The following is a 23132-nucleotide window of genomic DNA, read 5'->3' on the forward strand; positions in this document are numbered from 1 at the left end:
ACACCCCGACCCCTTTCCGTGGGAGAGCCTCGCCGGCTCGTCAACCACGTAGCTCCTGAGGAGAACACCATGGCGAAGAAGTCCAAGGCCTACCAGGCCGCGGCCGCGAAGATCGAGGCCGACAAGTTCTACACCCCGACCGAGGCAGTCGCCCTCGCGAAGGAGACCGGCTCGGCGAAGACCGACTCCACGGTCGAGGTCGCGCTGAAGCTCGGCGTCGACCCGCGCAAGGCCGACCAGATGGTCCGCGGCACGGTCATCCTGCCGCACGGCACGGGCAAGACCGCCCGCGTCATCGTCTTCGCCGTGGGCGCTGCGGCCGAGGCCGCCATCGCCGCCGGTGCCGACGAGGTCGGTGGCGACGAGCTCATCGCGAAGGTGGCCGAGGGCTACACCGCGTTCGACTCCGCCGTCGCGACGCCGGAGCTCATGGGCAAGGTCGGTCGTCTCGGCAAGGTGCTCGGCCCGCGTGGCCTCATGCCCAACCCGAAGACCGGCACCGTGACCCCGAACGTGGCGCAGGCCGTCAACGACATCAAGGGCGGCAAGATCGAGTTCCGCGTCGACAAGCACGCCAACGTGCACTTCGTCGTCGGCAAGGCCTCGTTCACGCCGGAGCAGCTCGACGAGAACATCTCGGCCGCGCTCGAGGAGATCGTCCGCCTCAAGCCGTCCGCGTCGAAGGGCCGCTACATCATGAAGGGCGCCGTCTCGACGACGTTCGGACCGGGCATCCCGCTCGACGTCAACGCCATCTGATCGACTGATCAGGCCAAGAGGACCCGCACCGATCGGTGCGGGTCCTCCTGCGTTCCCGGGGGTCCGACCGGATACCGTGGCCTCGTGCGGACCCTCGTGAACTCCCTCCGGCTCGTCGCCGTGATCGCGGTCGTCGCTGCGGTCCTCGCGCAGTGGCTCGTGACCTCCCGGACGCCGGACTACCTGTTCTGGAACTTCTTCGGCTACTTCACGATCCAGTCGAACCTCATCGTCGCGGTGGCTTTCGCGCTGACCCTGGTGGCAGCAGCGCGACGGCAGCGCAGCAACCTGCTGCTCACCGGGTTCCGGGGTGCGGCGACGGTGTACATCGCCACGACGGGCGTCGTCTACAACACGCTGCTCGTCGGGGCCTCGGTGTCGAACACGGTGCCGTGGTCGAACGACGTGCTGCACAAGGTGATCCCGCTGTACGCCGTGCTCGACTGGCTGGTGTTCTCCGACCGGGCGCGGCTGCTCCTCCGGCACGTCTGGTGGTTCCTGGTCTACCCGGCGGTCTGGCTCGTCGTGGTGCTCGTCCGCGGCGCGACCGACGGGTGGGTCCCGTACCCGTTCCTGGACCCTGCGCAGGGCTACGGCGTCGTGGCGCTGTACTGCCTCGGCGTCGCGGTGTTCATCGGGCTCATGGGGATCCTCGTGGTGGGGATGAGCCGGCTGCGTCTGCTGCGGGTCTAGACCCGGAACGTCCGGAGCTTGTCGAGCACGAGGTCCGCGAGCTGGACGAGCCCGCGGATCTGGTCGTCGTCGCGGTCGACCCACCGGCACTCGGGTTCGTCGGCGACGGGCACGAAGTCGTCGTGGCGCTCCCACACGAACAGGGTGCGGTCGGCCCCCAGGACGTACTGCTGCCACCAGACCTGGCGCAGGTAGTGCCGGGGGATGCTCCGCCAGCCCTTGCCCGTGGTCTTGATCTCGGCGAGCACGAGTCGGTCCGACGCGTCGTGGCCGACGCCGTCGGGGGTCGCCAGGTGCGCGCGGTTCGTGCTCGCGTGGAAGAGGTGGGCCGACGGCTCGATGCCGTGCGTGGCCGCGACCCAGGCGGCGATCACGGGCTCACGGTCCTTGCCGTGCTCGGTCCAGGCGTTGCCCGAGAACCGGGAGCCGTACCGCTTCTCGGCGACGACGGTCTCGACCGCGCGCAGCGACGCGAGCCGTGCGACGTCGGTCGCGGTGATGCCCATCGCGCGGGCGCGGAGCCACGCCACCCGGTCGGACGAGTGCGCGACGATCCGCTCGGTGTGCCCGCGGAGCGCGGTGAACGCGTCGTGGCCACCGGGCGCGGACCGCGGGCCCGCGGCAGGACGACCGACGGGAGCAGCGTCGCGTGCAGCCGACCGCACGGCGGACGTGGCCGGCGCGGCGGAGGCGGGGAGGGCCTCCAGACCGGGGTCCAGGTCGCCCCACAGGGTGGGCTGCACGATCGTCACCGGACGATTGTCACCCCGCGGGCCGACACGGCGCGAACCGACGCGCGCGGCGTCCGCCCTCAGGAGACGAGCTGACGGCCCTCGGCGGGGGCGACGAGCTCGTCGACGCCGGCGGGGGAGAGCGCGTAGTCGAGGGCGAGCACGGCTGCGCCCTGCAGGGCGGCGACGGAGCCCGCACGGGACTGCGCGATCACGAGGTGCTCGGTGGCGAGGGGCATCGAGCGGGCGTAGACGACCTCGCGGACACCGGCGAGCAGGTGCTCCCCGGCACGGGTGATGGAGCCGCCGAGCGTGATCACGGACGGGTTGACGAGCGAGACACAGGTCGCGAGGACCTCGCCGATGTCCCGGCCGGCCTGTCGGACGGCCCCGATCGCGTCGAGTTCCGACCGGTTCACCAGGTCGATGACGTCGCCGCTGGTGTGCACGTCGTGGCCCTTCGCCCGCAGGGCGCGGGCGATTGCCGGGCCGGAGGCGACGGCCTCGAGGCAGCCGGTGTTGCCGCAGTGGCACGGCACGTCGCCCGCGCGGGACACGCGCACGTGACCGATGTCGCCCGCCGTGCCCTGCGCGCCCCGGCGGAGCTGCCCGTCGGAGACGATGCCCGAGCCGATGCCGGTCGCGACCTTCACGAACAACAGGTGGTCCAGGTCCGGCCAGCCGTACGCCCGTTCGCCGAGCGCGGCGATGTTCACGTCGTTGTCGACCAGCACGTGCGCGGCGACGTGGCCGCGCAACCAGCCGGGGACGTCGAAGCCGTCCCAGCCTGGCATGATCGGCGGGTTCGCCGGGCGCCCGGTGGAGAACTCGACCGGGCCGGGGACGCCGATGCCGATCGCGACGACGTCGTCGCGCCGCCGACCGACCTCGTCGAGCAGTTCGTCGACGGTCTCGACCAGCCACGTGAGGGTGGGGACCGGGCCGGCGGCGATGTCGATCGCGGCCTCCCGCGTCGCGAGCGGGGCCCCGACGAGGTCGGTCACGGCGACCCGCCCGTGCGAGGCACCGAGGTCGGCGGCCACGACGAGGCGTGCGCGCGGGACGAGGGCGACCTGGGCGGGGGGACGGCCGCCGGTCGACGCGGCGGTCTCGACGGGGCCCACGAGCCCCACGTCGACGAGGGCGTCCAGGCGCACGGCGATCGTCGAGCGTGCGAGTCCCGTCAGGGCGGCGAGCTCCGCCCGGGTCCGCGGCACACCGTCGCGGAGGATCTGGAAGAGTTCGCTCGCTCCGACCGGCGGCGACGCTGCCGTCCGGGTGAAGTCGATCATGTCGGGAGTGAAGCACACATCGAACGCGCCACGCAACGAAGACTGTCGAGGACTTCGCAACTTCTGCTTGACCGCCGACAGAAGCGGCCATAGTGTGACGCTCGATCACTGACGATCCACCATCTCGACGAGGAGAACCCCTGGTGACACAACCCCTGTCGGTCCAGCTCTACACGGTGCGGGACGCCCTCTCGGCGGACCTGCCGGGCACGCTCCAGCGCATCGCGTCGATCGGCTACACGAACGTCGAGGCCTTCGGCTTCGTCGACCGCGCCGAGGAACTGCGCGACGCCCTGGCGGCCGCTGGCCTGCAGGCACCGAGCGGCCACGCCCGTCTGCTGGACGCCGGGGAGCAGGACCTCGAGCGCATCCTCCACGCCAGCGTCACGGTCGGGCTGGGGACGCTCATCGACCCGCACATCGACGAGGCCCGCTGGACGACCCGCGAGGACGTCGAGGCCGTCGCCCGCGAACTCAGCGCACTGGCTCCCCGCGCCGCCGACCACGGACTCGTGCTCGGCTACCACAACCACGCGTTCGAGTTCTCGAACCGCATCGACGGCGTGAGCGCCTACGAGGTCTTCGCCGACGCGCTGTCCGACGACGTCGTCCTCGAGCTCGACACCTACTGGGTGACGGTCGGTGGCGACGACCCGGTCGCGATCCTCGGCAAGTACGGCGACAAGGTGCAGTTCCTGCACGTCAAGGACGGCGACGGCTCGCACGACGACGAGAAGCAGGTCGCGGTGGGCAACGGCGTCATGCCGATCCGCGACATCGTCGCCGCGGCGCCGGACGCCCAGCACGTCGTCGAGCTCGACGGCCACGAGGGCGACGTGTTCCAGGCCGTCGCCGACTCGTACACGTTCCTGCAGGGGGTCCGCGCATGACCGACACGACGACCGCGGCGGGCGCGCAGCAGTCCGACGACGCCGCGCGCCGCACCGGCCCGGTCGGGGTCGGCGTCATCGGGGCCGGGGTCATCTCCGACCAGTACCTGTCGAACCTCACGGTCTTCCCCGACGTCGAGGTCCGGTTCATCGCCGACATCGACGAGGCACGTGCCGCCGCCCAGGCCGAGAAGTGGGGCGTCGCCGGATCGGGATCGGTGGAGGAGCTCCTCGCCGACGACGACGTCGAGATCGTCGTGAACCTGACCATCCCGGCCGCGCACGTCGAGGTCGCCCTCCGCGCCCTCGCCGCGGGCAAGCACGTCTGGGGCGAGAAGCCCTACGCGCTCGACCGTTCCAGCGCGGCCGAGCTCCGGGACGCGGCGCGCGCCGCCGGCAGGACCGTCAGCGTCGCGCCGGACACGTTCCTCGGCGCCGGACTGCAGACCGCCCTCCGGACGATCCGCGACGGTCGGATCGGCACGCCGCTGAACGGTCTGACGCTCTTCCAGAGCCCCGGCCCGGAGTCGTGGCACCCGAGCCCCGAGTTCCTGTTCGCGGACGGCGCCGGCCCGCTGTTCGACATCGGCCCGTACTACATCACCACCCTGGTGCAGGCGTTCGGACCCGTCGCGAAGGTCACCGCCACCGCCTCGAAGTCCCGTGCCACCCGCACGATCGGCTCGGGTCCGAAGGCCGGGACGGAGTTCCCCGTCGACGTGCCGACGAACCACTCGGCGCTGATCCAGTTCGAGGACGGCGGGAGCGCGCAGAGCGTGTTCTCGTTCGAGTCCGACCGTGGCCGCACCGGCTTCGTCGAGATCGCGGGGGAGACGGGGACCGTCGTGTTCCCGGACCCGAACGACTTCGACGGCGACACCGAGCTGTACGTGCTCGGCGCCGACGAGCCCGAGACGATCCCCGCCGTCGGGTCCACCTACTCGCGGGGGACGGGCGTGGTCGACCTGGCCCGCTCCCTCCGTGCGGGTGAGGAGAACCGGGTCCCCGGCGACCTCGCCTTCCACGTCCTCGACGTGATGGTCTCCATCGCCGAGGCGGCAGAACGTGGTGAGACGGTGCTCGTGGAGAGCACCGTCGCACCCTCCCCGACCCTCCCCGAGGGCTGGGACCCCGCGGAGTCGACCCTGTCCTGACCGGACGCGCCGGCGTCCGTCCGCGGACGACGGCACACCCGGGCAGGGCATCGGGACGACCCCGCACGCCGGTGACGGCGACGTCGACCGGCACGCACACAGCAGCACCCGACATGTACACCCCTTCGCACCATCTCAACGACGAGAAAGTAGAGAGTCATGCGCACTGCCATCCGCGCACTGGCCATCACCGCGGCCGCGGCACTCACCGTGACCGGCCTGGCGGCCTGCTCCTCCGGGTCGTCCGGTTCCTCCGGCGACTCGAAGACGCTCACGTACTGGGCGTCCAACCAGGGCACGTCCCTGCAGAACGACAAGGAGGTGCTCACCCCCGTCCTCGAGAAGTTCACCAAGGAGACCGGGATCAAGGTGGACCTCCAGGTCATCGGCTGGAACGACCTGCAGACGAAGATCACCACCGCCGTCACCTCGGGCCAGGGCCCGGACGTGGTCAACATCGGCAACACCTGGGCGACGTCGCTCCAGGCCACCGGCGCCTTCCAGGAGTTCGGTGACTCGGAGATGGAGGCGATCGGCGGTGCCGACAAGTTCGGCAAGGTCGCGCTGTCCACCGGTGGTGCTCCGGGCAAGACCGTCACGAGCGTCCCGCTCTACGGCCTCGCCTACGGCCTGTACTACAACAAGCAGATGTTCAAGGACGCCGGCCTCGAGGCACCCACCACGTGGGAGGAGCTGACCGCCGACGCGAAGAAGCTCACCACCGACGGCAAGTACGGCTTCACCATCGCCGGTGGCTCGTACACCGAGAACGCGCACTTCGCCTTCATCAACTCGGCGCAGAACGGCGGCGAGTGGTTCGACGAGGACGGCAACCCGACCTTCACCCAGAAGGCGAACGTCGACGGCATCAAGCGCTACCTCGACCTGATGCAGTCCGACAAGGCGGTCAACACCTCGAACGCGCAGTACGACAACGGCACGCAGGCGGTGTCGGACTTCGCGAACAAGAAGGCCGCGATGATGCTGACGCAGAACAACGCCAACGCCACGATCACGTCGAACGGCATGTCCGCCGACGACTTCGGCGTGGTGCCCTTCCCGGCACCCGAGGGCGCGAAGGACATCGCCTCCTTCCCCGCCGGCATCAACCTGTCGATCTTCAAGAACACGAAGAACAAGGACGGTGCGCTGAAGTTCGTCAAGTACATGACGAGCGAGGACACCCAGACGACGCTCGACAAGCCGTACTCGGCCCTGCCGGTGCTCGCCTCGGCTGCCGACTCGGTCTCCGACGAGCAGACGAAGACGTTCCTCGACATCTACAACAACAAGGCGAAGCCGCTCCCGCTGGTGCCCGCCGAGGACCAGTTCGAGTCGACCGTCGGCAAGGCGATGAACGACATGTTCGCCAAGATCGCCACCGGCGGCACGGTGTCCGACAGCGACATCAAGACGGCCCTGCAGACCGCGCAGGACCAGGTCTCGCAGTCGGTCGGCTAGTCGGCCGGGAGGCCCGGGGTGCGTCCGCAGGACGCGCCCCGGGCCTCGCCCCTCCACACCCGGCCCCGCGCCGGGGGTGAGCGCATCGGCTCACGCACGCCGCGCCTCCCGTCCGCTGCCACGGACCCGCGCGAAGCACCGATCCCCCTCCTGCCGGAAGGCCCCCACCCATGACCACCTCGGTCCTGCCCGACTCCGAGCGCATCGACCTGACCCACACGAAGGCACCGACCCTGTCGGGGCCGCAGCCGGGCCGGAAGCCGAAGCGCCACTGGCTGCCGTACGCGCTCGTCGCGCCGGCGGTCCTCTTCGAGCTGCTCATCCACATCGTGCCGATGCTCACCGGCATCTGGATCTCGTTCGTCCAGCTCACCAAGTACTTCATCGCGAACTGGGGAGCCGCGCCCTTCGCCGGGCTGCGGAACTACTCGGTCGCCATCGACTTCGACCAGGCCATCGGCAAGGGCGTCCTCAACTCGTTCCTCATCACCTGCGGCTACACGGTCATCGTCGTCGCGCTGGCGTGGACCTTCGGCATGGCTGCGGCGGTCGCGCTGCAGAAGCCCTTCAAGGGCCGCGGGCTCTTCCGCACGCTCTTCCTCGTGCCGTACGCGCTGCCGATGTACGCCGGCATCATCACCTGGAAGTTCATGTTCCAGCGGGACTCGGGTGCCGTGAACCACGTCCTCGTCGACCAGCTCGGACTCTTCGGTGGGCAGGGACCGTTCTGGCTGATCGGCTCGAACGCGTTCGTCTCGGTCGTCGTCGTCGCGATCTGGAAGACCTGGCCGTTCGCGTTCCTCATGCTCATGGCGGGCCTGCAGTCGGTGCCGAACGACGTGTACGAGGCCGCGTCGGTGGACGGTGCGAAGCCCTTCCGCCAGTGGCGCTCCATCACGCTGCCGATGGTCCGCCCGGTCAACGTGACGCTCGTGCTCGTGATGTTCCTCTGGACGTTCAACGACTTCAACACGCCGTACGTGCTGTTCGGCTCGACCGCGCAGCCGCCGGCCGCCGACCTGCTCAGCTTCCACATCTACAACGCGTCGTTCATCACCTGGAACTTCGGTTCCGGCGCCGCGATGAGCGTGCTGCTCCTCATCTTCCTGCTCATCGTCACGGGCATCTACCTGGCCGTGACCAACCGGAGGTCCGTCCGTGCGTGAAACAATGGGCGCCAAGTCCTTCAAGGTCGTCACGATCGTCCTGTTGACGTTGTTCACGGTCGTCCCGCTCTACGTGATGATCACCACGGCGATGAAGCCGCTCGGCGACGTGCAGGACAACTTCACGTGGATCCCGACCAACATCACCCTCCAGCCGTTCATCGACATGTGGTCGACGGTGCCGCTGGCGAAGTACTTCGTGAACTCGCTCGTGGTCTGCACGATCGCGACGCTGTTCTCGCTGATCATCGCCACGTTCGCCGCGTACGGTGTCTCGCGCTGGAACTTCAAGGGCAAGAGCACCTTCACCACGGCGGTGCTCTCCACCCAGATGTTCCCGGGCGTGCTGTTCCTGCTGCCGCTGTTCCTCATCTTCACGAACCTCGGCAACGCGCTCGGCATCCAGCTCGTCGGGTCGTGGCTCGGCCTGATCATCACCTACCTGACGTTCACGCTGCCGTTCTCGATCTGGATGCTGTCCGGGTACTTCGAGACGATCCCGCGGGAGCTCGACGAGGCCGCGATGGTCGACGGCTCCGGCCCGATGGGCGCGCTGTTCCGGGTCATCCTGCCCTCGGCGCGACCCGGGCTCGTCGCGGTCGGCATCTACTCGTTCATGACCGCGTGGGGCGAGGTCCTCTTCGCCTCGGTGATGACGAACGGCGACGGGCAGCTGCTCGCGAACGGTCTGCAGCAGTACTCCACGCAGACGAACGTGTACTGGAACCAGATCATGGCGGCGTCGCTCGTCGTCTCGATCCCGGTCGTGGTGGCGTTCCTCATCGTGCAGCGCCAGTTCGTGGCCGGTCTGACCGCGGGTGCGGTGAAGTAGGCGCTCCCGGCCGGCCCGGCCGGGCTCGGCTGGCCCGGCTGGCCCGGCCCGGCTGGCCTACCCGGGCCGAGTCTCATCGGTGCGTGGTCCGATGCGACAGGATGGACAGATGACGGGGACGCGAGGACGGCAGCTGCTGCCGGGGCAGAGCAGCCGGGTGCACGTGTACGACGTCGAGACCCGGACGTCGAGGCTCGTGTTCTCGTCGGACCGGGTGCTCGTCGAGGCGCCGAACGTGCGCGACGACGGCACGCTCGTGCTGAACGGGGACGGGGACCTCTGGCTCCTGACCCCGCCGGCGACGGGCAGCGACACGGTGCTCGATGAGACCGCTCTCGTCCGCGTGCCGATGCCGGGCGTGGACGAGATCAACAACGACCACGTGCTCGACCCCGGTGGCGACTCCGTGGTGGTGAGCGCCCGCGATGGCGAGCTGTACCGGGTCCCGCTGCCCGAGGGCGGGTCGGCGGCCCGCATCACCGACACCGCCGCGGTGCTGCCGATCGTCCGGAAGTACTACCTGCACGGCATCGCCCCCGACGGCTCGGCCCTCGCGGCGATCGTGGGGGAGCGCACGCCGGAGGGGGTCTGGACGACCGACGTCGCCCTCGTCGACGCAGCGTCCGGCGACACGACCTTCCTCACGCGGGACCCCCACCCGGACGACGGGTGCGCGATCACGCCGAACGGTGCCACCGTCCTGTTCAACACCGAGCGCTTCACACCGGGCACCGCGCAGCTCGCGTCGCTCCGGCTCGGGGCCCGCGACGGCGCAGCGGGCGACGGCGCAGCGGGCGACGGCGCTGCGGGCGACGGCGGTGTGGGCGACGGCGGTGCGGGCGGTCCCGTGCAGATCACCGCCGACGACCGCGTGAACTGGTTCCCGCACCTGTCCCCGGACGGCGCGCACCTGCTCTACCTGTCGTACGGCCCCGGCGTGCAGGGGCACCCCGCCGACCACCGGGTCGAGCTGCGGTTGCTGCCCGGGGTCCTGGCCCGGGGCGCGCGGATCGCCGTCGTGCCCGAGACCCTCGTCGCGCTCGACGGCGGCCAGGGGACGGTCAACGTCCCGCCGTGGTCGCCCGACTCGCGCTGGTTCGCGTACTGCGACTACCCCGTCACCTGAGCGCGTCGAGCCGCTCCGCGGGAGTCTGCGCGTGGACCCGCACCGCACGACGCAACGTCGGCGACTGCTCGCAGCGGTGTCGCCGTGCGGGCAGCCGCCGACGTTGCGTTCCGCGGAAGGGGCGGGCGGGGGCCGGAGGGGCGGGTCAGCCGGCGTCGCCGTAGGTGCGACGGAGGTGCTCCGCGTACCCACCGGGGGTCCGGCCGGCGAAGCGTCCGCTCGTGACCACCGGGAGCTCGGTCGTCGCCCGGACGTCGAGCCCGAGTGCCCGTGCCCGGTCCACCAGTCGGACGTCCTCGTGCTCGGGCACGGGGTCGAAGCCGCCCAACGCGGTGTCGGCGTCCGCCCGCACGCCGAGGTTCGCGCCGTGCACGTGCCCGATGGTCGCTCCGGGCGGGTGTGCCGCCCGCCAGCGGTCGAGCACCGCGGGGTCGAGGTCGTCCGGGTCGGGGACGACCGCGCCGACGAGCAGGTGCGCTCCGGCGAGCAGGGCGTCCACCTGCTGCACGAGCCAGTCCGGGTGGACGCGCGAGTCGGCGTCGGTGTGCGCGAACCAGTGCCGGCCGGGCGGGGTCGCCCGGGCGAGGGTCCTCGCGTGCGCGGTGCCGAGTGCCCGTGCGCGACCCACGCCGACGCGCGCCGAGGTCCTGACGTGCAGGCGACCCGTCCGCCACACGGGGTCCGCCTGCCGCGCCGTCTCGACGATGTCGGCCGTGCCGTCCGTGCAGCCGTCGAGGACGAGCGTCACGGCGGCCCGGGTCGACGGGTGCGCGTCGTGGAGTGACGTGACGGCGGTCGCCAGTGCGTCGAGGGCGGAGCGGACGGAGGTCTCCTCGTCGTGCACCGGGACGACGACGTCGATGCGGGTGGCGCTCACCGGACGAGCCCCTCGGCCCGGGCGACCGAGGTGACGGCGGGTCCCGGCAGCACACTGAGCACGAAGTCCTCCTCGACGTGCCGGACGAGTGCGGGCCGCGGCCAGCGGGTGGCCAGCCGCGCGTCCACGGTGTCGCCGTCGGTCACCGCGTCGTCGTCCGGGTGGCGCCAGTGGCAGGCGACGAGCACGCCGTCGTCGTCGAGCGTCTCGAGCACCCGGTCGAGGGTGCGGTCGAGGTCGTCCGGCGACAGGTAGTAGCCGACCTCCGAGAGCACCACCAGGTCCCACCGGCCGTCCGGCCACTCGGCGGGGAACGCGGCGGTCTCGAACCGGGCGCCCGGTGCCCGTCGCTCCGCCCGCTCGATCGCGGCGGCAGCGACGTCCGTGCCGAGGACCGCGTCCGCGCGCTCGGTGAGGGCCGCGGTGAGCACGCCGGTCGCGCAGCCGAGCTCGAGCGCCGACCGGAAGCGGGGGCGGGGGAGTGCGGCCAGGGTGACGGCGCGCTTCCGTTGCTCGTACCAGGAGCCGTCGAAGTCCCACCCCTCGGGCTTCCGCGCGTAGTGCGCGTCGAAGGAGTCCCCGGAGCGCGACCGCACCGGCGCGAACAGCCACTCCTCGACCCGCAGGTGGTGCGCCGCGTGACGGTCGTCGACGATCGCCTCGTCCCCGGGTGCTGCCGACAACGGCAGCGTCTGCGACGGGTAGGCGGCCAGCGCCCGGGCCTTCCGGTCACGGACGTCCGCGTCGAGGGTGAGCGTGCGGGCCCGGTCCCACGGTGCGGTCGGAGCAGCCGGGTCGTCCCAGTGCCAGGCCCACACCGGGTACGCGAGCAGGTCGGTGCCCGGCGTCGCGTCGACCACCTGCTCCGCGACCTCGCCGGCGATCCGGTGGTCGCGGTGTCCGTCCCCGCGCCAGGGCGCGACGACGAGCGTCGGACGCGGCGCCCCGGCGAGACGGTGCTCGAGTGCGGCGCGCAGCACGTCGACGTGTTCCCGCACCGCGCCGTCGGGCACGTCGAGCTCGGTCGCGCCGGCCGTCGGGTGCAGCACGCGCAGCGCGGCCCGGAACTCGGCGGCGCGACGGGGCGCGAGCTCGGCGGGTGTCACCGTGGGGGAGTCCGGGTGCGAGCGCTCGCCGCGGGTGACGAGCAGCACGTGGACGGGGATGCCGGCGTCCGCGGCCGTCGCGATCAGGCCACCGGCGCCGAGGGTCTCGTCGTCGGGGTGCGGCGCGACGACGACCACCGAGCCGACACCGCGCAGGTCGACCGGCACCGCGGGCACCGAGCGGAGGAACGCCGTCCACGCCGCGGGATCGGTCCCGGGTTCGCGGTGGTCGAAGCTCACCACGCGACACCGCCGCGTTCGGTGACGATGCGTCCGACCCGGGCGAGGTCGCGCTCCCCGTGGTCCTGCAGCACGTAGAGCCCGAGGTCGGCGACCCGTGCGGCGACCGCGGGGTCGCTCGTCAGCGGGGCGGGGCCGAGCGTCGCGACGACGCGCTGCGACACGGCGTCGACCGCGCGACGGACCCGCGACCGCGTGACCTGCGCCACGAGCGACCAGTCGGTGTCGTCGTCCGACCCGGCTGCGTCGATCCGGGCGGCGGCGGTCGCCAGGGCGTCCTCGGCGTCGGCGAGGTCGAGGACCGTCGCGCCGAGCGCTGCCCGGAGCAGTTCGGCGTCGGGTCGGGCCGCCGCGGCGGACCGCAGCAGCCGGGCGAGGCCGACGGCTCCGCCCCACCAGCAGGCCGCGACGCCGATGCCGCCCCAGGCGAAGCCCGGGCGGGTGAGGTACCAGCCGGGTGCGCCGACCGCGGTCGCCCGGACGCCGGTGCAGTCGACCGGGCCGCTCGGGACGTCGGGCATCCCGCGCGCGACCCAGGCATCGTCGTGCGCCGTGACACCGTCCTGTCGCAGGTCGACCGCGAACAGCTGCCGGTCGTCACCGACGTGCGCGGTGACGAGCGCGTGCGAGAGCGTCGACGCGAGCGAGCACCAGGGCTTCGTCCCGTCGAGCCGGACGGCGTCGGGACCGGCGGCGGGGTCAGGGGTCGCGGTGAGCGTCGTCCCCGGCGCCTCGGCCGCGAAGACGCCCCAGGTCGAGCCCTCCGGGGCAGCCGAACCGGCCTGGGCGAGGATGCCGAGCGCGTCGAGGTGCGGTTCGACGGTGCGGGCGAGCGCGACGTCGGCGGCGGCGACCGCGGCGAGGGCCGCGAACGCGCCGCCGGCGGATCCTGCGGACAGGGGCGGAGCGGTGTCGGCCAGCCACCGTGCGAAGGCGAGCCGGTCCTGCGGGGACGAGCCGGTCCTCCCGGCCGCCGCCTCGACGTCCGCGGTGTCGACGTCCGTCACGGACGGAGGCCAGGCCGGGGATCGCAGCATGGTGCCGACGCTACGGGCGACTCCCCGGGCGGCTGCTCGGGAAGCGTCGACGAGCCCCGGGACCGGTCGGACGATCCACAGGACGAGGAGGGCTGCCCCACAGACGGCTCATAGGAACCACACCGATCCTCGTTGACGTGACGATCTCCCAGCCCGCAGCAGCCCCCCGCCTCACCCGCGCCGACGGCACGCCGTTGCGCATCCTCGTCGTGGACGACGAGGCCAGCCTCACCGACCTGCTGTCGATGGCGCTGCGCTACGAGGGCTGGGACGTCAGGAGCGCGAACGGCGGTCAGCAGGCCCTCACCACGGCCCGTGAGTGGCAGCCCGACGCGATGGTGCTCGACGTGATGATGCCCGACCTCGACGGGTTGCAGGTGCTCGGTCGGCTCCGGCAGAACAACGACGACACCCCGGTGCTGTTCCTCACCGCGAAGGACTCCGTCGAGGACCGGGTCACCGGGTTGACCGCCGGCGGCGACGACTACGTGACCAAGCCGTTCTCCCTCGAGGAGGTCGTGGCGCGCCTCCGGGGGCTCATCCGTCGCTCGCAGATCTCGGTGTCGGAGGCCGGTGACTCCCGCATCGTCGTCGGCGACCTGGTGCTCGACGAGGAGTCGTACGAGGTGTCCCGCGCCGGTCGGTCCATCGAGCTCACGGCGACCGAGTTCGAGCTGCTCCGCTTCCTCATGCGCAACCCTCGGCGGGTGCTCTCCAAGGCGCAGATCCTGGACCGGGTGTGGTCGTACGACTTCGGCGGCAAGAGCTCCGTCGTGGAGATCTACATCTCCTACCTGCGCAAGAAGATCGACGCCGGCGAGACCCCGATGATCCACACGGTGCGCGGCGTCGGGTACGTCATCAAGCCGACCTCGTGACGCTCCGACGACGACTCGTCCTGAGCATCGTCGCGATCGTCGTCGCGCTCAGCACGGTGATCGGGGCGGGCAGCATCATCGCGCTGTTCTCGATCCAGCGGGCGGCGATCGACGAGCAGCTCTCGTTCGCGACGACGCGCGCCCAGCGGTCGGTCGAGCAGCAGGGACCGGGCGGCCCCGGGCTCGAGATCGGTCGACCGAGCGGGCAGTCGGCCGGCACGTTGACGGCCTACTTCCTGAACGGCAACGCCGTCGTCGGCAGCGTGCTCGACAACGCCGGCGACGTCGACCGGCTGGCGTCCTCCGCCGTGCGGCCGCTCGGGGACGTCACCGTCGACGGCTCGGCCCAGACCGTCGACCTGGGCACCGACCTCGGCCGCTACCGGGTCACCGCGGTGTCGCTCGGGTCCGCGGTCCTCGTCGTCGGCCTGCCGATGGCGCCCGTGTACGAGAGCGTCTGGAAGCTCTTCGGCGTGGTGCTCGTGGTCACCGCCCTCGCCCTGCTCGCAGCGACCGGGGTCGCCGCGGTCGTGGTGCGCCGCTCGCTCCGCCCGCTCGAGCGCGTGGCCGAGACCGCGTCGTCCGTCGCCCGGATGCCGCTCGAACGGAGCGACGCACTCGACGGCGTCCGCGTCCCCGACACCGACCCACGGACGGAGGTCGGCCGGGTCGGGACCGCCTTCAACCGCATGCTCGGACACATCGCGGGCGCCATGCAGGCCCGGGAGCGCTCGGAGCAGAAGGTCCGGCAGTTCGTCGCCGACGCCTCGCACGAGCTCCGCACCCCGCTCGCGTCGGTCCGCGGGTACGCCGAGCTGACCCGACGGATGGGCGCCGACCTGCCGCCGGACGTCGTGTACGCCATGAGCCGGATCGAGTCGGAGTCGGAGCGCATGACGAGCATGGTCGAGGACCTGCTCCTGCTCGCCCGCCTCGACGAGGGCCGCGAGGTCCAGTTCGCCGACGTCGACCTGACCGGTCTGGTGCTCGACGCGGTCAACGACGCCCACGCCGCGTCGCCGGACCACGTCATCGCGGTGGACGTGCCGGACGAACCGGTGGTCGTGCCCGGCGACGCCGCCCGACTCCACCAGGTGGTCGTGAACCTCGTGACGAACGCGCGGACGCACACCCCGGAGGGGACCCGCATCACGGTCGGACTCGCACCCGGCGCCGACGGCGTCGACCTGACCGTGCGCGACGACGGGCAGGGCATCGACCCGGAGTTCCTGCCGAAGCTCTTCGAACGGTTCGCCCGGGCGGACAGCTCACGGTCGCGGAGCGCCGGGTCGACGGGCCTCGGCCTGGCCATCGTCGACGCGGTCGTGCAGGCGCACGGCGGCAGCGTGGCGGTCACGAGCCGACCCGGCGACACGGTGTTCACGGTGCACCTGCCGGCCACGCGGCCGGCGGTCGCGTCCGGCACGGTGACGCCGACCGCTTGACGGACTGGAGGAACGGGGCGGCGCCGCCCCGCGCCTCCCGTCCGGCGCTTGGTCACCGTCGGATCCTGTGGTACCTTCATCGAAGCCAAAGACCGCCGGTCGTCTGTGCGCTCGCGCACAGACCGAAGGTCCTCACTCGTGGGGCAGCCAGCGCAGGTGTTCAGATCCACTCCTCCCGTTCGTGGGGGAGCAGCTCCGAGCCTCTGCGCCGGAGCTTTTTTCGTGTGGTGACCAGGGGCTAGCCGGCAAGAACCCCAAGGAGAACCATGGCGAACAAGGAAGCTGCGGTCGCCGAGCTCACGGAAGCATTCCAGAGCTCGAACGCCGTTCTGCTCACCGAGTACCGCGGTCTCACGGTGGCGCAGCTCAAGGAGCTCCGCAACTCGATCCGTGAGCACGCCACGTACGCCGTGGTGAAGAACACGCTGACCAAGATCGCGGCGAACAACTCCGGCATCACCTCGTTCGACGACGAGCTCGCCGGTCCGTCCGCTCTCGCCTTCGTCCACGGTGACACCGTCGCCGTCGCGAAGTCGCTGCGTGCATTCGCCAAGGCGAACCCTCAGCTCGTGGTCAAGGGCGGTTACTTCGACGGTAACCCGCTCACCGCGACCGAGGTGGACAAGCTCGCTGACCTCGAGTCCCGCGAAGTGCTGCTCGGCAAGCTCGCCGGCGCCTTCAAGGCCTCGCTGTTCGGTGCTGCGTACCTGTTCCAGGCACCCCTCTCGCAGGCCGTCCGCACCGTGGACGCCCTCCGCGAGAAGCAGGAGTCCGCGGCCTGACCAGGCACGCGTTCATCAACCACACGTACTAGCTAGTAGTAGGAGAAAATCATGGCGAAGCTTTCGCAGGACGAGCTCATCGAGGCCTTCAAGGAGCTCACGCTCATCGAGCTCTCGGACTTCGTGAAGAAGTTCGAGGAGGTCTTCGAGGTCACCGCTGCTGCCCCCGTCGCGGTCGCCGCGGCCGGTGGCGCTGCTGCCCCCGCCGAGGAGGTCGAGGAGAAGACCGAGTTCGACGTCGTGCTCAAGTCGGCCGGTGACAAGAAGATCCAGGTCATCAAGGAGGTCCGTGGCCTCACGTCGCTCGGCCTGGGCGAGGCCAAGGCGCTCGTCGAGACCGCCGACGCCAAGATCCTCGAGGGTGTCAACAAGGAGACGGCCGACAAGGCGAAGGAGGCCCTCGAGGCCGCCGGCGCCACGATCGAGCTCGCGTAAGTACTGCGTACTGCTCTTCGCGAAGGCCGCTGCCCCTCGGGGCGGCGGCCTTCGTCGTGCGCGGGGCGCTGCCGGCCCGGCGGTCCGGCGGTCCGGCGGTCCGGCGGTCCGGCGGTCCGCTTCGCGAGACTCGGCCTCGCGGACACATTCGTGGTTCACCTGCCGCGAAGTTGTCCGCGGGACCGAGTCTCGTCTCACAGCACCAGCCCGTGCGCCCGGAGGAGGCCCTGGAAACGATCCAGTCGTTCCAGGTGCCACCACGTCACGCGGATGACGGTCCGCACCTCGCTCCGCTGCCGGAGTCGGTCCTCCCGGCGCTTCTCCGCCCAGGCGACCTCACCCGGGTCCCTGCCCGCGAGCATCGTCGGGTCGGTGTACTTCACCTTCCCGTCGAACTCGATGACCATCCCGCTGTCCGGGAGCCAGAAGTCGACGCGGTCGACGACGTGGTCGTGGCGGAACTCGTGCTGCGGTACCACCCGGTCGATGCCGCTCTCGACCAGCCGGGCGGCCGTGTAGGACTCACCGACGGTCTCGTGCCGAGCGTCGAGCGCCCGCAGCACGGTCTGCGCTCGTCGAGATCCGCGCGCAGGGCCGGCCGGGAGTGCCGTGGCGAGCTCGGACGGCGTCAGCGCACCGGCGCGCACCGCCCCGTCGATCGCCACGGCAGCCACGTGCACGGGCAGCGAGGTCGCGACCGTCGATGCCGTGGTCACCAGGTCCGTGACCGGGACGCCGTCGAGGCGAGCCGGGGCCAGGCGCACCTGCGTGCCACCGGACGCGTGGAGGACGAGGCCGGCCCGGTGGACGGTGCGCTCGGCCCCCGGTACCGTCACGTGGACGCGCTCGGGTGCCGGGCCGACCAGGGGCCAGCCGTGCACGAGTGCGGCGGACACGTGCGAGAACGCAGCTCCGGTGGGTACGGCCGGCGCGACCGCCCAGATGCGGACGAGGTGCCGGTCGGCTTCATCGAGCTCGACCCAGGACGTGCGAGGCAGGTACGTGCCGGCGCGGAGCCGGACGAGGAGGCCAGCGCGGTGCTGCCGGCGGAGGGTCCGCGCGCGTGAGTCGTCACCGTCGGCGCGCAGCAGGGTGGGTCGTTCTCGGTGGTGTCGCACACCTCCACTGTCGGGCTCCCACTGCGGAACAAGCGGCGCGGGAGGCGATCTGTGGGTCCTGCTGCGTTCGTGGCGACGTGTGGATGCAGCGTGAGACTCGCTCCTGCGGACACGTTCGTGGGTGATCGGGTGCGAAAGTGTCCGCGGAGCCGAGTCTCGGGGCGCGGGCGCGGGCGCGGGCGGGCGCGGGCGCAGGCCGGCGCGGGCGCGGGCGCGTCAGCGCAGGGTGCTGCGGCGGCGGCCGTAGGCCAGGTAGAGCACCGCGCCGGCGAGCATCCACAGGCCGAACGCGATCCAGGTGCCGGCGCCGAGGAAGACCGCGAGGAGCACGCAGCAGAGCGTGCCGAGGACCGGGACGACCGGGAACAGCGGGACCCGGTACGACCGCTCGAGCTCCGGGCGGGTGCGTCGGAGCACGATCACGGAGACGTTGACGAGGGCGAAGGCCACCAGGGTGCCGATGCTCGTCGCGTCGGCCAGCTCGCCGAGGGGGACGAGCGCTGCGCCGACGGCGACGACCACACCCACGATGAGCGTGTTCGGCACGGGGGTGCCCGTCCGGGGCGAGACCCGACCGAACACCGGCGGCACCATGCCGTCGCGCGCCATGGTCAGCAGGATGCGGGTCTGGCCGTAGAGCACCGTGAGCACCACGCTCGCGATGGCGATCACCGCACCGATCGAGAAGACGAGCGCGACGACCGGCTGCCCGGTGACGTCGACCACGATGCGGACGAGCGAGGCCTCGTCGGACGAGAACGACGTCCACGGGCGGGCACCGATCGCGGCGATCGCGACCAGGATGTACAGCGTCGTGACGATCACGATGGACCCGATGATCGCGCGGGGCAGGTCGCGGCGGGGGTCCTTCGCCTCCTCGCCGGCGGTCGATGCGGCGTCGAAGCCGATGTACGAGAAGAACAACCGCGACGCGGCGGCGGTCACACCGGCGGCCCCCATCGGCGCGAGGGGCGCGAAGTTCTGGGACGAGAAGGCCGTGAACGCGACGACCACGAAGAACACGAGCAGGGCGATCTTCACCACGACCATGAGCGTGTTCACCCAGGCGCTCTCGCGGGCACCGGGCAGCAGCACGGCCATCGCGAGGAGGACGAGCACCGCCGCCGGCAGGTTCACCACACCACCGTCGCCGGGGGGAGCGGCGATCGCGGCCGGCAGGTGCAGCCCGAAGACGCGCAGGGTTTCGTCGACGTACTCGCTGGCGCCGACCGCGACCGCGGCGACCGAGACCGCGTACTCGAGCACGAGGCACCAGCCGCAGACCCACGCGATGCCCTCGCCCATCGTGGCGTAGGTGTACGAGTAGCTCGACCCCGAGGTCGGCACGGCGCCGGCCATCTCGGCGTACGACAGCGCGGAGAGCAGTGCGGCCACGCCCGCGAGCACGAACGAGATCCAGACGGCCGGACCGGCGAGCGGCACGGCCGTCCCGAGCACGACGAGGATGCCGGTGCCGAGCGTCGCCCCGACGCTGATCATCGTCAGGTGCCAGACGCCGAGCGAGCGGCGGAGCGGCTCGCCGTCGACGCCCGCCGCGGCCTCGGCCTGCAGCTGCTCGATCGGCTTCCGGCGAGCGAGCTGGTGACGGAGGGACGTGGGGCGGGAGGGCGCGGACGTCATGGGACCTCGTGATCGGCGCGGGGAAGGGGACGGACGATGGTCGCACGGCCCCTGAACGGGGTCAAATACGCCCACGGCGGAGCCCGCCGCCCGTGTCCGCCGCCGGGGATACGTTGGTGCCATGAGCATGGGCCACGGGATGCGCGGGGGTGGGCCCCGCGGTGGCGGGCGGATCTCGAGCGGCGACGCCGCCGCGCAGCGGGCCGCCAACGCCGAGGCGCCACGGATCCCGCACCTGCTCCGGCGCATCGCGGGGCTGTTCGTGCCGCACCGCCGCGCGATCGTGGTGACCGTCGTGCTCGTGCTCGTCGGTGCGGCACTCTCGGTGATCCCGCCGCTCCTCACCCAGCAGGCGTTCGACCGGGGGCTCTTCCCGCCCTCGGGTCGCCCGGACCTGCCCGTGCTCCTCGAGCTCGTCGGCGCGATGATCGCGCTCTGGATCGCGAGCGCCGGCGTCGGGATCTGGCAGACGTACCTGACGGCGACGGTGGGCAACGAGGTCATGGGCGCCATGCGCATGCGGTTGTTCGAGCACCTGCAGCGGATGGAGCTCGCGTTCTTCACGAGGACGAAGACGGGCGTGATCCAGTCGCGCCTGCAGAACGACGTCGGCGGCGTCGCGAGCGTCCTCAACAACACGATCTCGTCGGTGCTCGGCAACACCGTCACGGTCATCGCGGCGGTCGTGGCGATGCTGCTGCTCAGCTGGCAGATGACCCTGGTGGCGGTCGTGCTCCTGCCGCTGCTCGTCATCGCCCAGCGCCGGGTCGGCCAGGTCCGCGCCCGGATCGCCGCGCAGACGCAGGAGTCGCTGTCGGACATGACCGCGATCACCCAGGAGGCCCTGAGCGTCTCCGGCATCCTGCTCGCCAAGAGCTTCACCCAGCAGCGCAGCGAGACCCGGCGCTACGGGGACGAGAACCGCAACCAGATCCAGCTGCAGGTCCGGCAGCAGATGTCCGGGCAGTGGTTCTTCGCCATCGTCCAGGTCTTCCTGTCGATCATCCCCGCGGTCATTTACGTGGTCGCGGCCCTCCTGATCGTCGGCGACGTCCCGATCACGGCCGGCACGATCGTCGCGTTCACCACGGTGCAGTCGCGCCTGCTCTTCCCGACCGTCGGACTGCTCCGCGTCGTGCTCGACCTGCAGACGTCCGGCGCGCTGTTCGCGCGGATCTTCGAGTACTTCGACCTGCGCCCGGCGATCACCGACGCCCCCGACGCGCAGCGTGTCGACGCGTCGCGCGTGGGGCACGTCGCGTTCGAGGACGTCTCCTTCACCTACCCGGACGGCGAACCGGACAAGCCGACGCTCCGCGGGGTCTCGTTCGAGCTCGAGCCCGGGCAGTTCGCCGCGTTCGTCGGGCCGTCGGGTGCGGGGAAGACGACCATCTCGTACCTGGTGCCACGACTGTACGAGGCGTCCTCGGGCACCGTGCGCTTCGCCGGAGCCGACGTGCGCGACCTGGAGCACGAGGACCTGATGCGCCACGCCGGCATCGTGAGCCAGGAGACGTACCTGTTCCACGCCTCCATCGGCGACAACCTGCGGTACGCGAAGCCGGACGCGACCGACGAGGAGCTCGAGCGCGCCGCACGCGCGGCGAACATCCACGAGACCATCGCCTCGTTCCCGGACGGGTACGACACCGTCGTGGGGGAGCGGGGCTACCGACTGTCCGGCGGCGAGAAGCAGCGCATCGCCATCGCCCGCGTGCTGCTGAAGGACCCACCCGTCCTGGTGCTCGACGAGGCCACGAGCGCGCTCGACTCGATCTCCGAGCACGTCGTGCAGACCGCGCTCGACACCGCGGCAGCCGGGCGCACCACCATCGCCATCGCGCACCGGTTGTCCACGATCCGCGAGGCCGACGTCATCTTCGTGCTCGACCACGGGCGGATCGTCGAGCGGGGCGACCACGACGAACTGCTCGCGCGCGGCGGTGTCTACGCCTCGCTGTTCCACCAGCAGGACCAGACGTCGACATCGTTCGTCGCAACCCAGCCGACGGCCGAGCCGGCCACCTAGACTCGGCCGCGTGCGTTACGCGAACTCCGTCGTCGACCTGGTCGGTGACACCCCGCTCGTCCGATTGAACCGTGTCACCGAGGGGATCCGGGCGACCGTCCTGGTGAAGGTGGAGTACCTCAACCCGGGCGGCTCGTCGAAGGACCGCATCGCCACGCGGATCATCGACGCGGCCGAGGCCTCCGGCGAGCTGCGACCCGGCGGCACCATCGTCGAGCCGACCTCCGGCAACACCGGTGTCGGCCTCGCGCTCGTCGCCCAGCAGCGCGGGTACCGCTGTGTCTTCGTGCTGCCGGACAAGGTCGGCGAGGACAAGCGCAACGTGCTCACGGCCTACGGCGCCGAGATCGTCGTGACGCCGACGGCGGTCCCGCCGGAGCACCCCGAGTCCTACTACTCGGTGTCCGACCGCCTGGTGCGGGAGATCCCCGGCGCCTACAAGCCGAACCAGTACGCGAACCCGAACGGTCCCCGGAGCCACTACGAGACGACCGGTCCGGAGATCTGGCGCGACACCGACGGTCGGCTCACGCACTTCGTCGCCGGCGTCGGCACCGGTGGCACCATCTCGGGCACCGGCCGCTTCCTGAAGGAGGCCTCCGACGGACGCGTCCGGATCGTCGGCGCCGACCCCGAGGGCTCCGTCTACTCGGGCGGCACCGGTCGGCCGTACCTGGTCGAGGGCGTCGGCGAGGACTTCTGGCCCGGCGCGTACGACGCCGGCGTCCCCGACGAGATCCTCGCCGTCACCGACGCCGAGTCCTTCGCGATGACCCGACGGCTGGCGCGCGAGGAAGGGCTGCTCGTCGGCGGGTCGAGCGGCATGGCCGTCGTCGCGGCGCTGCGGGCCGCACGCGACCTGACCGAGGACGACGTGGTCGTGGTGCTGCTGCCCGACGGCGGCCGTGGCTACCTCGGCAAGATCTTCAACGATCGGTGGATGCGCTCCTACGGCTTCGCCGAGACCGACGACGCCCGCACGGTCGGCTCCGTCGTCGCCGGCAAGGACGGCCGACTGCCCGACCTCGTGCACGCACACCCGTCCGACACCGTGCGCGACGTGGTGGAGATCATGTCCACGTACGGCGTCTCGCAGATGCCCGTGCTGAGCGCCGAACCGCCCGTCGTGATCGGCGAGGTCGTCGGTGCGGTCGCCGAGAAGGACCTGCTCGAGCAGGTCTTCACGGGCACCGCCGCGATGACCGACGCGGTGAGCGGCTTCGTCGGTGACCCACTGCCCCTCATCGGCATCGGTGAATCGCTGTCCGCAGCCCGCCGGGCGCTCGAGACGGTCGACGCGCTGCTCGTCGTCGACGACGGCAAGCCCGTCACCGTCCTGACCCGGCACGACCTGCTCACGTCGCTCTCCGAGTGACCCCGGGCGCTCGCCCACACCGAGCGCCCGCCAGCACCGACACCGAGCGCCCGCCCGCACCGACC

The 23132-nt window shown here is 71.5% G+C and carries 21 protein-coding genes; 14 read left to right on the forward strand and 7 right to left on the reverse strand.

Going from position 1 to position 23132, the window contains the following annotated elements; genetic code table 11:
- The first annotated feature begins 69 nt into the window (after positions 1–69).
- Positions 70–759 carry a 50S ribosomal protein L1 gene (rplA, locus tag ACH0A8_RS02525; RefSeq protein ID WP_066655236.1) on the forward strand — a complete coding sequence of 230 codons (690 nt, stop codon included), beginning with the start codon at positions 70–72 and terminating at the stop codon, positions 757–759.
- Positions 760–843: 84 nt separating this feature from the next.
- Positions 844–1452, forward strand: a complete 609-nt coding sequence (locus ACH0A8_RS02530; protein WP_066655235.1) for a Pr6Pr family membrane protein — start codon at positions 844–846, stop codon at positions 1450–1452.
- On the opposite strand, the gene ACH0A8_RS02535 is transcribed toward ACH0A8_RS02530, so the two are convergent.
- Entirely contained in the window at positions 1449–2204 is a 756-nt protein-coding gene (locus ACH0A8_RS02535) for a YqaJ viral recombinase family protein (RefSeq protein WP_066655232.1), read from the reverse strand. The two genes, ACH0A8_RS02530 and ACH0A8_RS02535, sit on opposite strands and share 4 nt — an antisense overlap.
- A 59-nt stretch (positions 2205–2263) precedes the next feature.
- The gene (locus ACH0A8_RS02540) at positions 2264–3475 is read right to left on the reverse strand and encodes an ROK family transcriptional regulator (protein ID WP_066655230.1); all 1212 of its coding nucleotides are present in this window, start codon (positions 3473–3475) and stop codon (positions 2264–2266) included.
- Between the two features lie 143 nt (positions 3476–3618).
- Between ACH0A8_RS02540 and ACH0A8_RS02545 the strand changes: the two genes are divergently transcribed.
- From ACH0A8_RS02545 to ACH0A8_RS02570, 6 genes are all read left to right on the forward strand, one after another.
- Positions 3619–4365 (forward strand): sugar phosphate isomerase/epimerase, encoded by a 747-nt coding sequence (locus tag ACH0A8_RS02545; RefSeq protein WP_066655229.1) that lies wholly within the window; start codon positions 3619–3621, stop codon positions 4363–4365.
- On the forward strand, positions 4362–5519 hold the full coding sequence (locus tag ACH0A8_RS02550; protein ID WP_066655228.1) for a Gfo/Idh/MocA family protein: 1158 nt from the start codon (positions 4362–4364) through the stop codon (positions 5517–5519). Before ACH0A8_RS02545 ends, ACH0A8_RS02550 begins: the two co-directional genes overlap by 4 nt.
- A gap of 159 nt (positions 5520–5678) precedes the next feature.
- Positions 5679–6980, forward strand: a complete 1302-nt coding sequence (locus ACH0A8_RS02555) for a sugar ABC transporter substrate-binding protein (RefSeq protein WP_209685059.1) — start codon at positions 5679–5681, stop codon at positions 6978–6980.
- 170 nt (positions 6981–7150) lie between these two features.
- A complete protein-coding gene (locus ACH0A8_RS02560; RefSeq protein ID WP_200884102.1) occupies positions 7151–8146 on the forward strand; it encodes a carbohydrate ABC transporter permease in 996 nt (331 codons plus the stop codon).
- 4 nt (positions 8147–8150) lie between these two features.
- The gene (locus ACH0A8_RS02565) at positions 8151–8978 is read left to right on the forward strand and encodes a carbohydrate ABC transporter permease (protein ID WP_235426348.1); all 828 of its coding nucleotides are present in this window, start codon (positions 8151–8153) and stop codon (positions 8976–8978) included.
- A gap of 109 nt (positions 8979–9087) precedes the next feature.
- On the forward strand, positions 9088–10104 hold the full coding sequence (locus ACH0A8_RS02570; RefSeq protein WP_406906387.1) for a biopolymer transporter Tol: 1017 nt from the start codon (positions 9088–9090) through the stop codon (positions 10102–10104).
- Positions 10105–10249: 145 nt separating this feature from the next.
- Here ACH0A8_RS02570 and ACH0A8_RS02575 read toward each other — a convergent pair whose 3' ends face one another.
- From ACH0A8_RS02575 to ACH0A8_RS02585, 3 genes are read right to left on the reverse strand one after another with little or no spacing between them, the layout of a single operon-like run.
- Positions 10250–10981: a glycosyltransferase family 2 protein gene (locus ACH0A8_RS02575; RefSeq protein ID WP_271825259.1), complete on the reverse strand. Its 732-nt coding sequence runs from the start codon at positions 10979–10981 to the stop codon at positions 10250–10252.
- Positions 10978–12330, reverse strand: a complete 1353-nt coding sequence (locus ACH0A8_RS02580; protein WP_406906389.1) for a PIG-L family deacetylase — start codon at positions 12328–12330, stop codon at positions 10978–10980. The genes ACH0A8_RS02575 and ACH0A8_RS02580 overlap by 4 nt, the downstream gene beginning before the upstream one ends.
- Positions 12324–13334, reverse strand: a complete 1011-nt coding sequence (locus ACH0A8_RS02585; protein WP_406906390.1) for an acyl-CoA dehydrogenase — start codon at positions 13332–13334, stop codon at positions 12324–12326. The genes ACH0A8_RS02580 and ACH0A8_RS02585 overlap by 7 nt, the downstream gene beginning before the upstream one ends.
- Positions 13335–13501: 167 nt before the next feature.
- Between ACH0A8_RS02585 and ACH0A8_RS02590 the strand changes: the two genes are divergently transcribed.
- The 4 genes from ACH0A8_RS02590 (at position 13502) to rplL (ending at position 16904) form a co-directional block, all read left to right on the forward strand.
- On the forward strand, positions 13502–14242 hold the full coding sequence (locus tag ACH0A8_RS02590; RefSeq protein ID WP_406906392.1) for a response regulator transcription factor: 741 nt from the start codon (positions 13502–13504) through the stop codon (positions 14240–14242).
- The gene (locus ACH0A8_RS02595) at positions 14239–15687 is read left to right on the forward strand and encodes a cell wall metabolism sensor histidine kinase WalK (protein ID WP_066655205.1); all 1449 of its coding nucleotides are present in this window, start codon (positions 14239–14241) and stop codon (positions 15685–15687) included. Before ACH0A8_RS02590 ends, ACH0A8_RS02595 begins: the two co-directional genes overlap by 4 nt.
- Before the next feature lie 266 nt (positions 15688–15953).
- Complete coding sequence (gene rplJ, locus ACH0A8_RS02600; RefSeq protein WP_058727460.1) at positions 15954–16469, forward strand: 50S ribosomal protein L10; 516 nt, start codon at positions 15954–15956, stop codon at positions 16467–16469.
- 51 nt (positions 16470–16520) lie between these two features.
- Entirely contained in the window at positions 16521–16904 is a 384-nt protein-coding gene (gene rplL, locus ACH0A8_RS02605) for a 50S ribosomal protein L7/L12 (protein ID WP_066655204.1), read from the forward strand.
- Between the two features lie 194 nt (positions 16905–17098).
- Here the strand turns inward: rplL and ACH0A8_RS02610 are convergent, their stop codons facing one another.
- Both ACH0A8_RS02610 and ACH0A8_RS02615 read right to left on the reverse strand, forming a co-directional pair.
- Complete coding sequence (locus tag ACH0A8_RS02610) at positions 17099–18022, reverse strand: hypothetical protein (protein ID WP_406906395.1); 924 nt, start codon at positions 18020–18022, stop codon at positions 17099–17101.
- Positions 18023–18238: 216 nt separating this feature from the next.
- Complete coding sequence (locus ACH0A8_RS02615; protein WP_209685069.1) at positions 18239–19663, reverse strand: APC family permease; 1425 nt, start codon at positions 19661–19663, stop codon at positions 18239–18241.
- Positions 19664–19790: 127 nt separating this feature from the next.
- Here ACH0A8_RS02615 and ACH0A8_RS02620 point away from each other — a divergent pair, with 127 nt between their 5' ends.
- Together ACH0A8_RS02620 and ACH0A8_RS02625 are read left to right on the forward strand one after the other, a co-directional pair.
- On the forward strand, positions 19791–21692 hold the full coding sequence (locus ACH0A8_RS02620) for an ABC transporter ATP-binding protein (protein ID WP_406906520.1): 1902 nt from the start codon (positions 19791–19793) through the stop codon (positions 21690–21692).
- A gap of 10 nt (positions 21693–21702) precedes the next feature.
- A complete protein-coding gene (locus ACH0A8_RS02625; RefSeq protein WP_209685071.1) occupies positions 21703–23067 on the forward strand; it encodes a cystathionine beta-synthase in 1365 nt (454 codons plus the stop codon).
- Positions 23068–23132 lie beyond the last annotated feature (65 nt).

This window comes from Curtobacterium sp. 179-B 9B NHS, assembly GCF_045370965.1.
Classification (GTDB): Bacteria; Actinomycetota; Actinomycetes; order Actinomycetales; family Microbacteriaceae; genus Curtobacterium.

What these genes read in the sequence shown, in the direction of transcription:
- rplL (WP_066655204.1), top strand. Translation starts at nt 16,521, where the DNA reads ATGGCGAAGCTTTCGCAGGACGAGCTCATCGAGGCCTTCAAGGAGCTC.
- ACH0A8_RS02570 (WP_406906387.1), top strand. Translation starts at nt 9,088, where the DNA reads ATGACGGGGACGCGAGGACGGCAGCTGCTGCCGGGGCAGAGCAGCCGG.
- rplA (WP_066655236.1), top strand. Translation starts at nt 70, where the DNA reads ATGGCGAAGAAGTCCAAGGCCTACCAGGCCGCGGCCGCGAAGATCGAG.
- ACH0A8_RS02540 (WP_066655230.1), bottom strand. Translation starts at nt 3,475, where the DNA reads ATGATCGACTTCACCCGGACGGCAGCGTCGCCGCCGGTCGGAGCGAGC.
- ACH0A8_RS02560 (WP_200884102.1), top strand. Translation starts at nt 7,151, where the DNA reads ATGACCACCTCGGTCCTGCCCGACTCCGAGCGCATCGACCTGACCCAC.
- ACH0A8_RS02555 (WP_209685059.1), top strand. Translation starts at nt 5,679, where the DNA reads ATGCGCACTGCCATCCGCGCACTGGCCATCACCGCGGCCGCGGCACTC.
- rplJ (WP_058727460.1), top strand. Translation starts at nt 15,954, where the DNA reads ATGGCGAACAAGGAAGCTGCGGTCGCCGAGCTCACGGAAGCATTCCAG.
- ACH0A8_RS02620 (WP_406906520.1), top strand. Translation starts at nt 19,791, where the DNA reads ATGGGCCACGGGATGCGCGGGGGTGGGCCCCGCGGTGGCGGGCGGATC.
- ACH0A8_RS02565 (WP_235426348.1), top strand. Translation starts at nt 8,151, where the DNA reads ATGGGCGCCAAGTCCTTCAAGGTCGTCACGATCGTCCTGTTGACGTTG.
- ACH0A8_RS02615 (WP_209685069.1), bottom strand. Translation starts at nt 19,663, where the DNA reads ATGACGTCCGCGCCCTCCCGCCCCACGTCCCTCCGTCACCAGCTCGCT.
- ACH0A8_RS02550 (WP_066655228.1), top strand. Translation starts at nt 4,362, where the DNA reads ATGACCGACACGACGACCGCGGCGGGCGCGCAGCAGTCCGACGACGCC.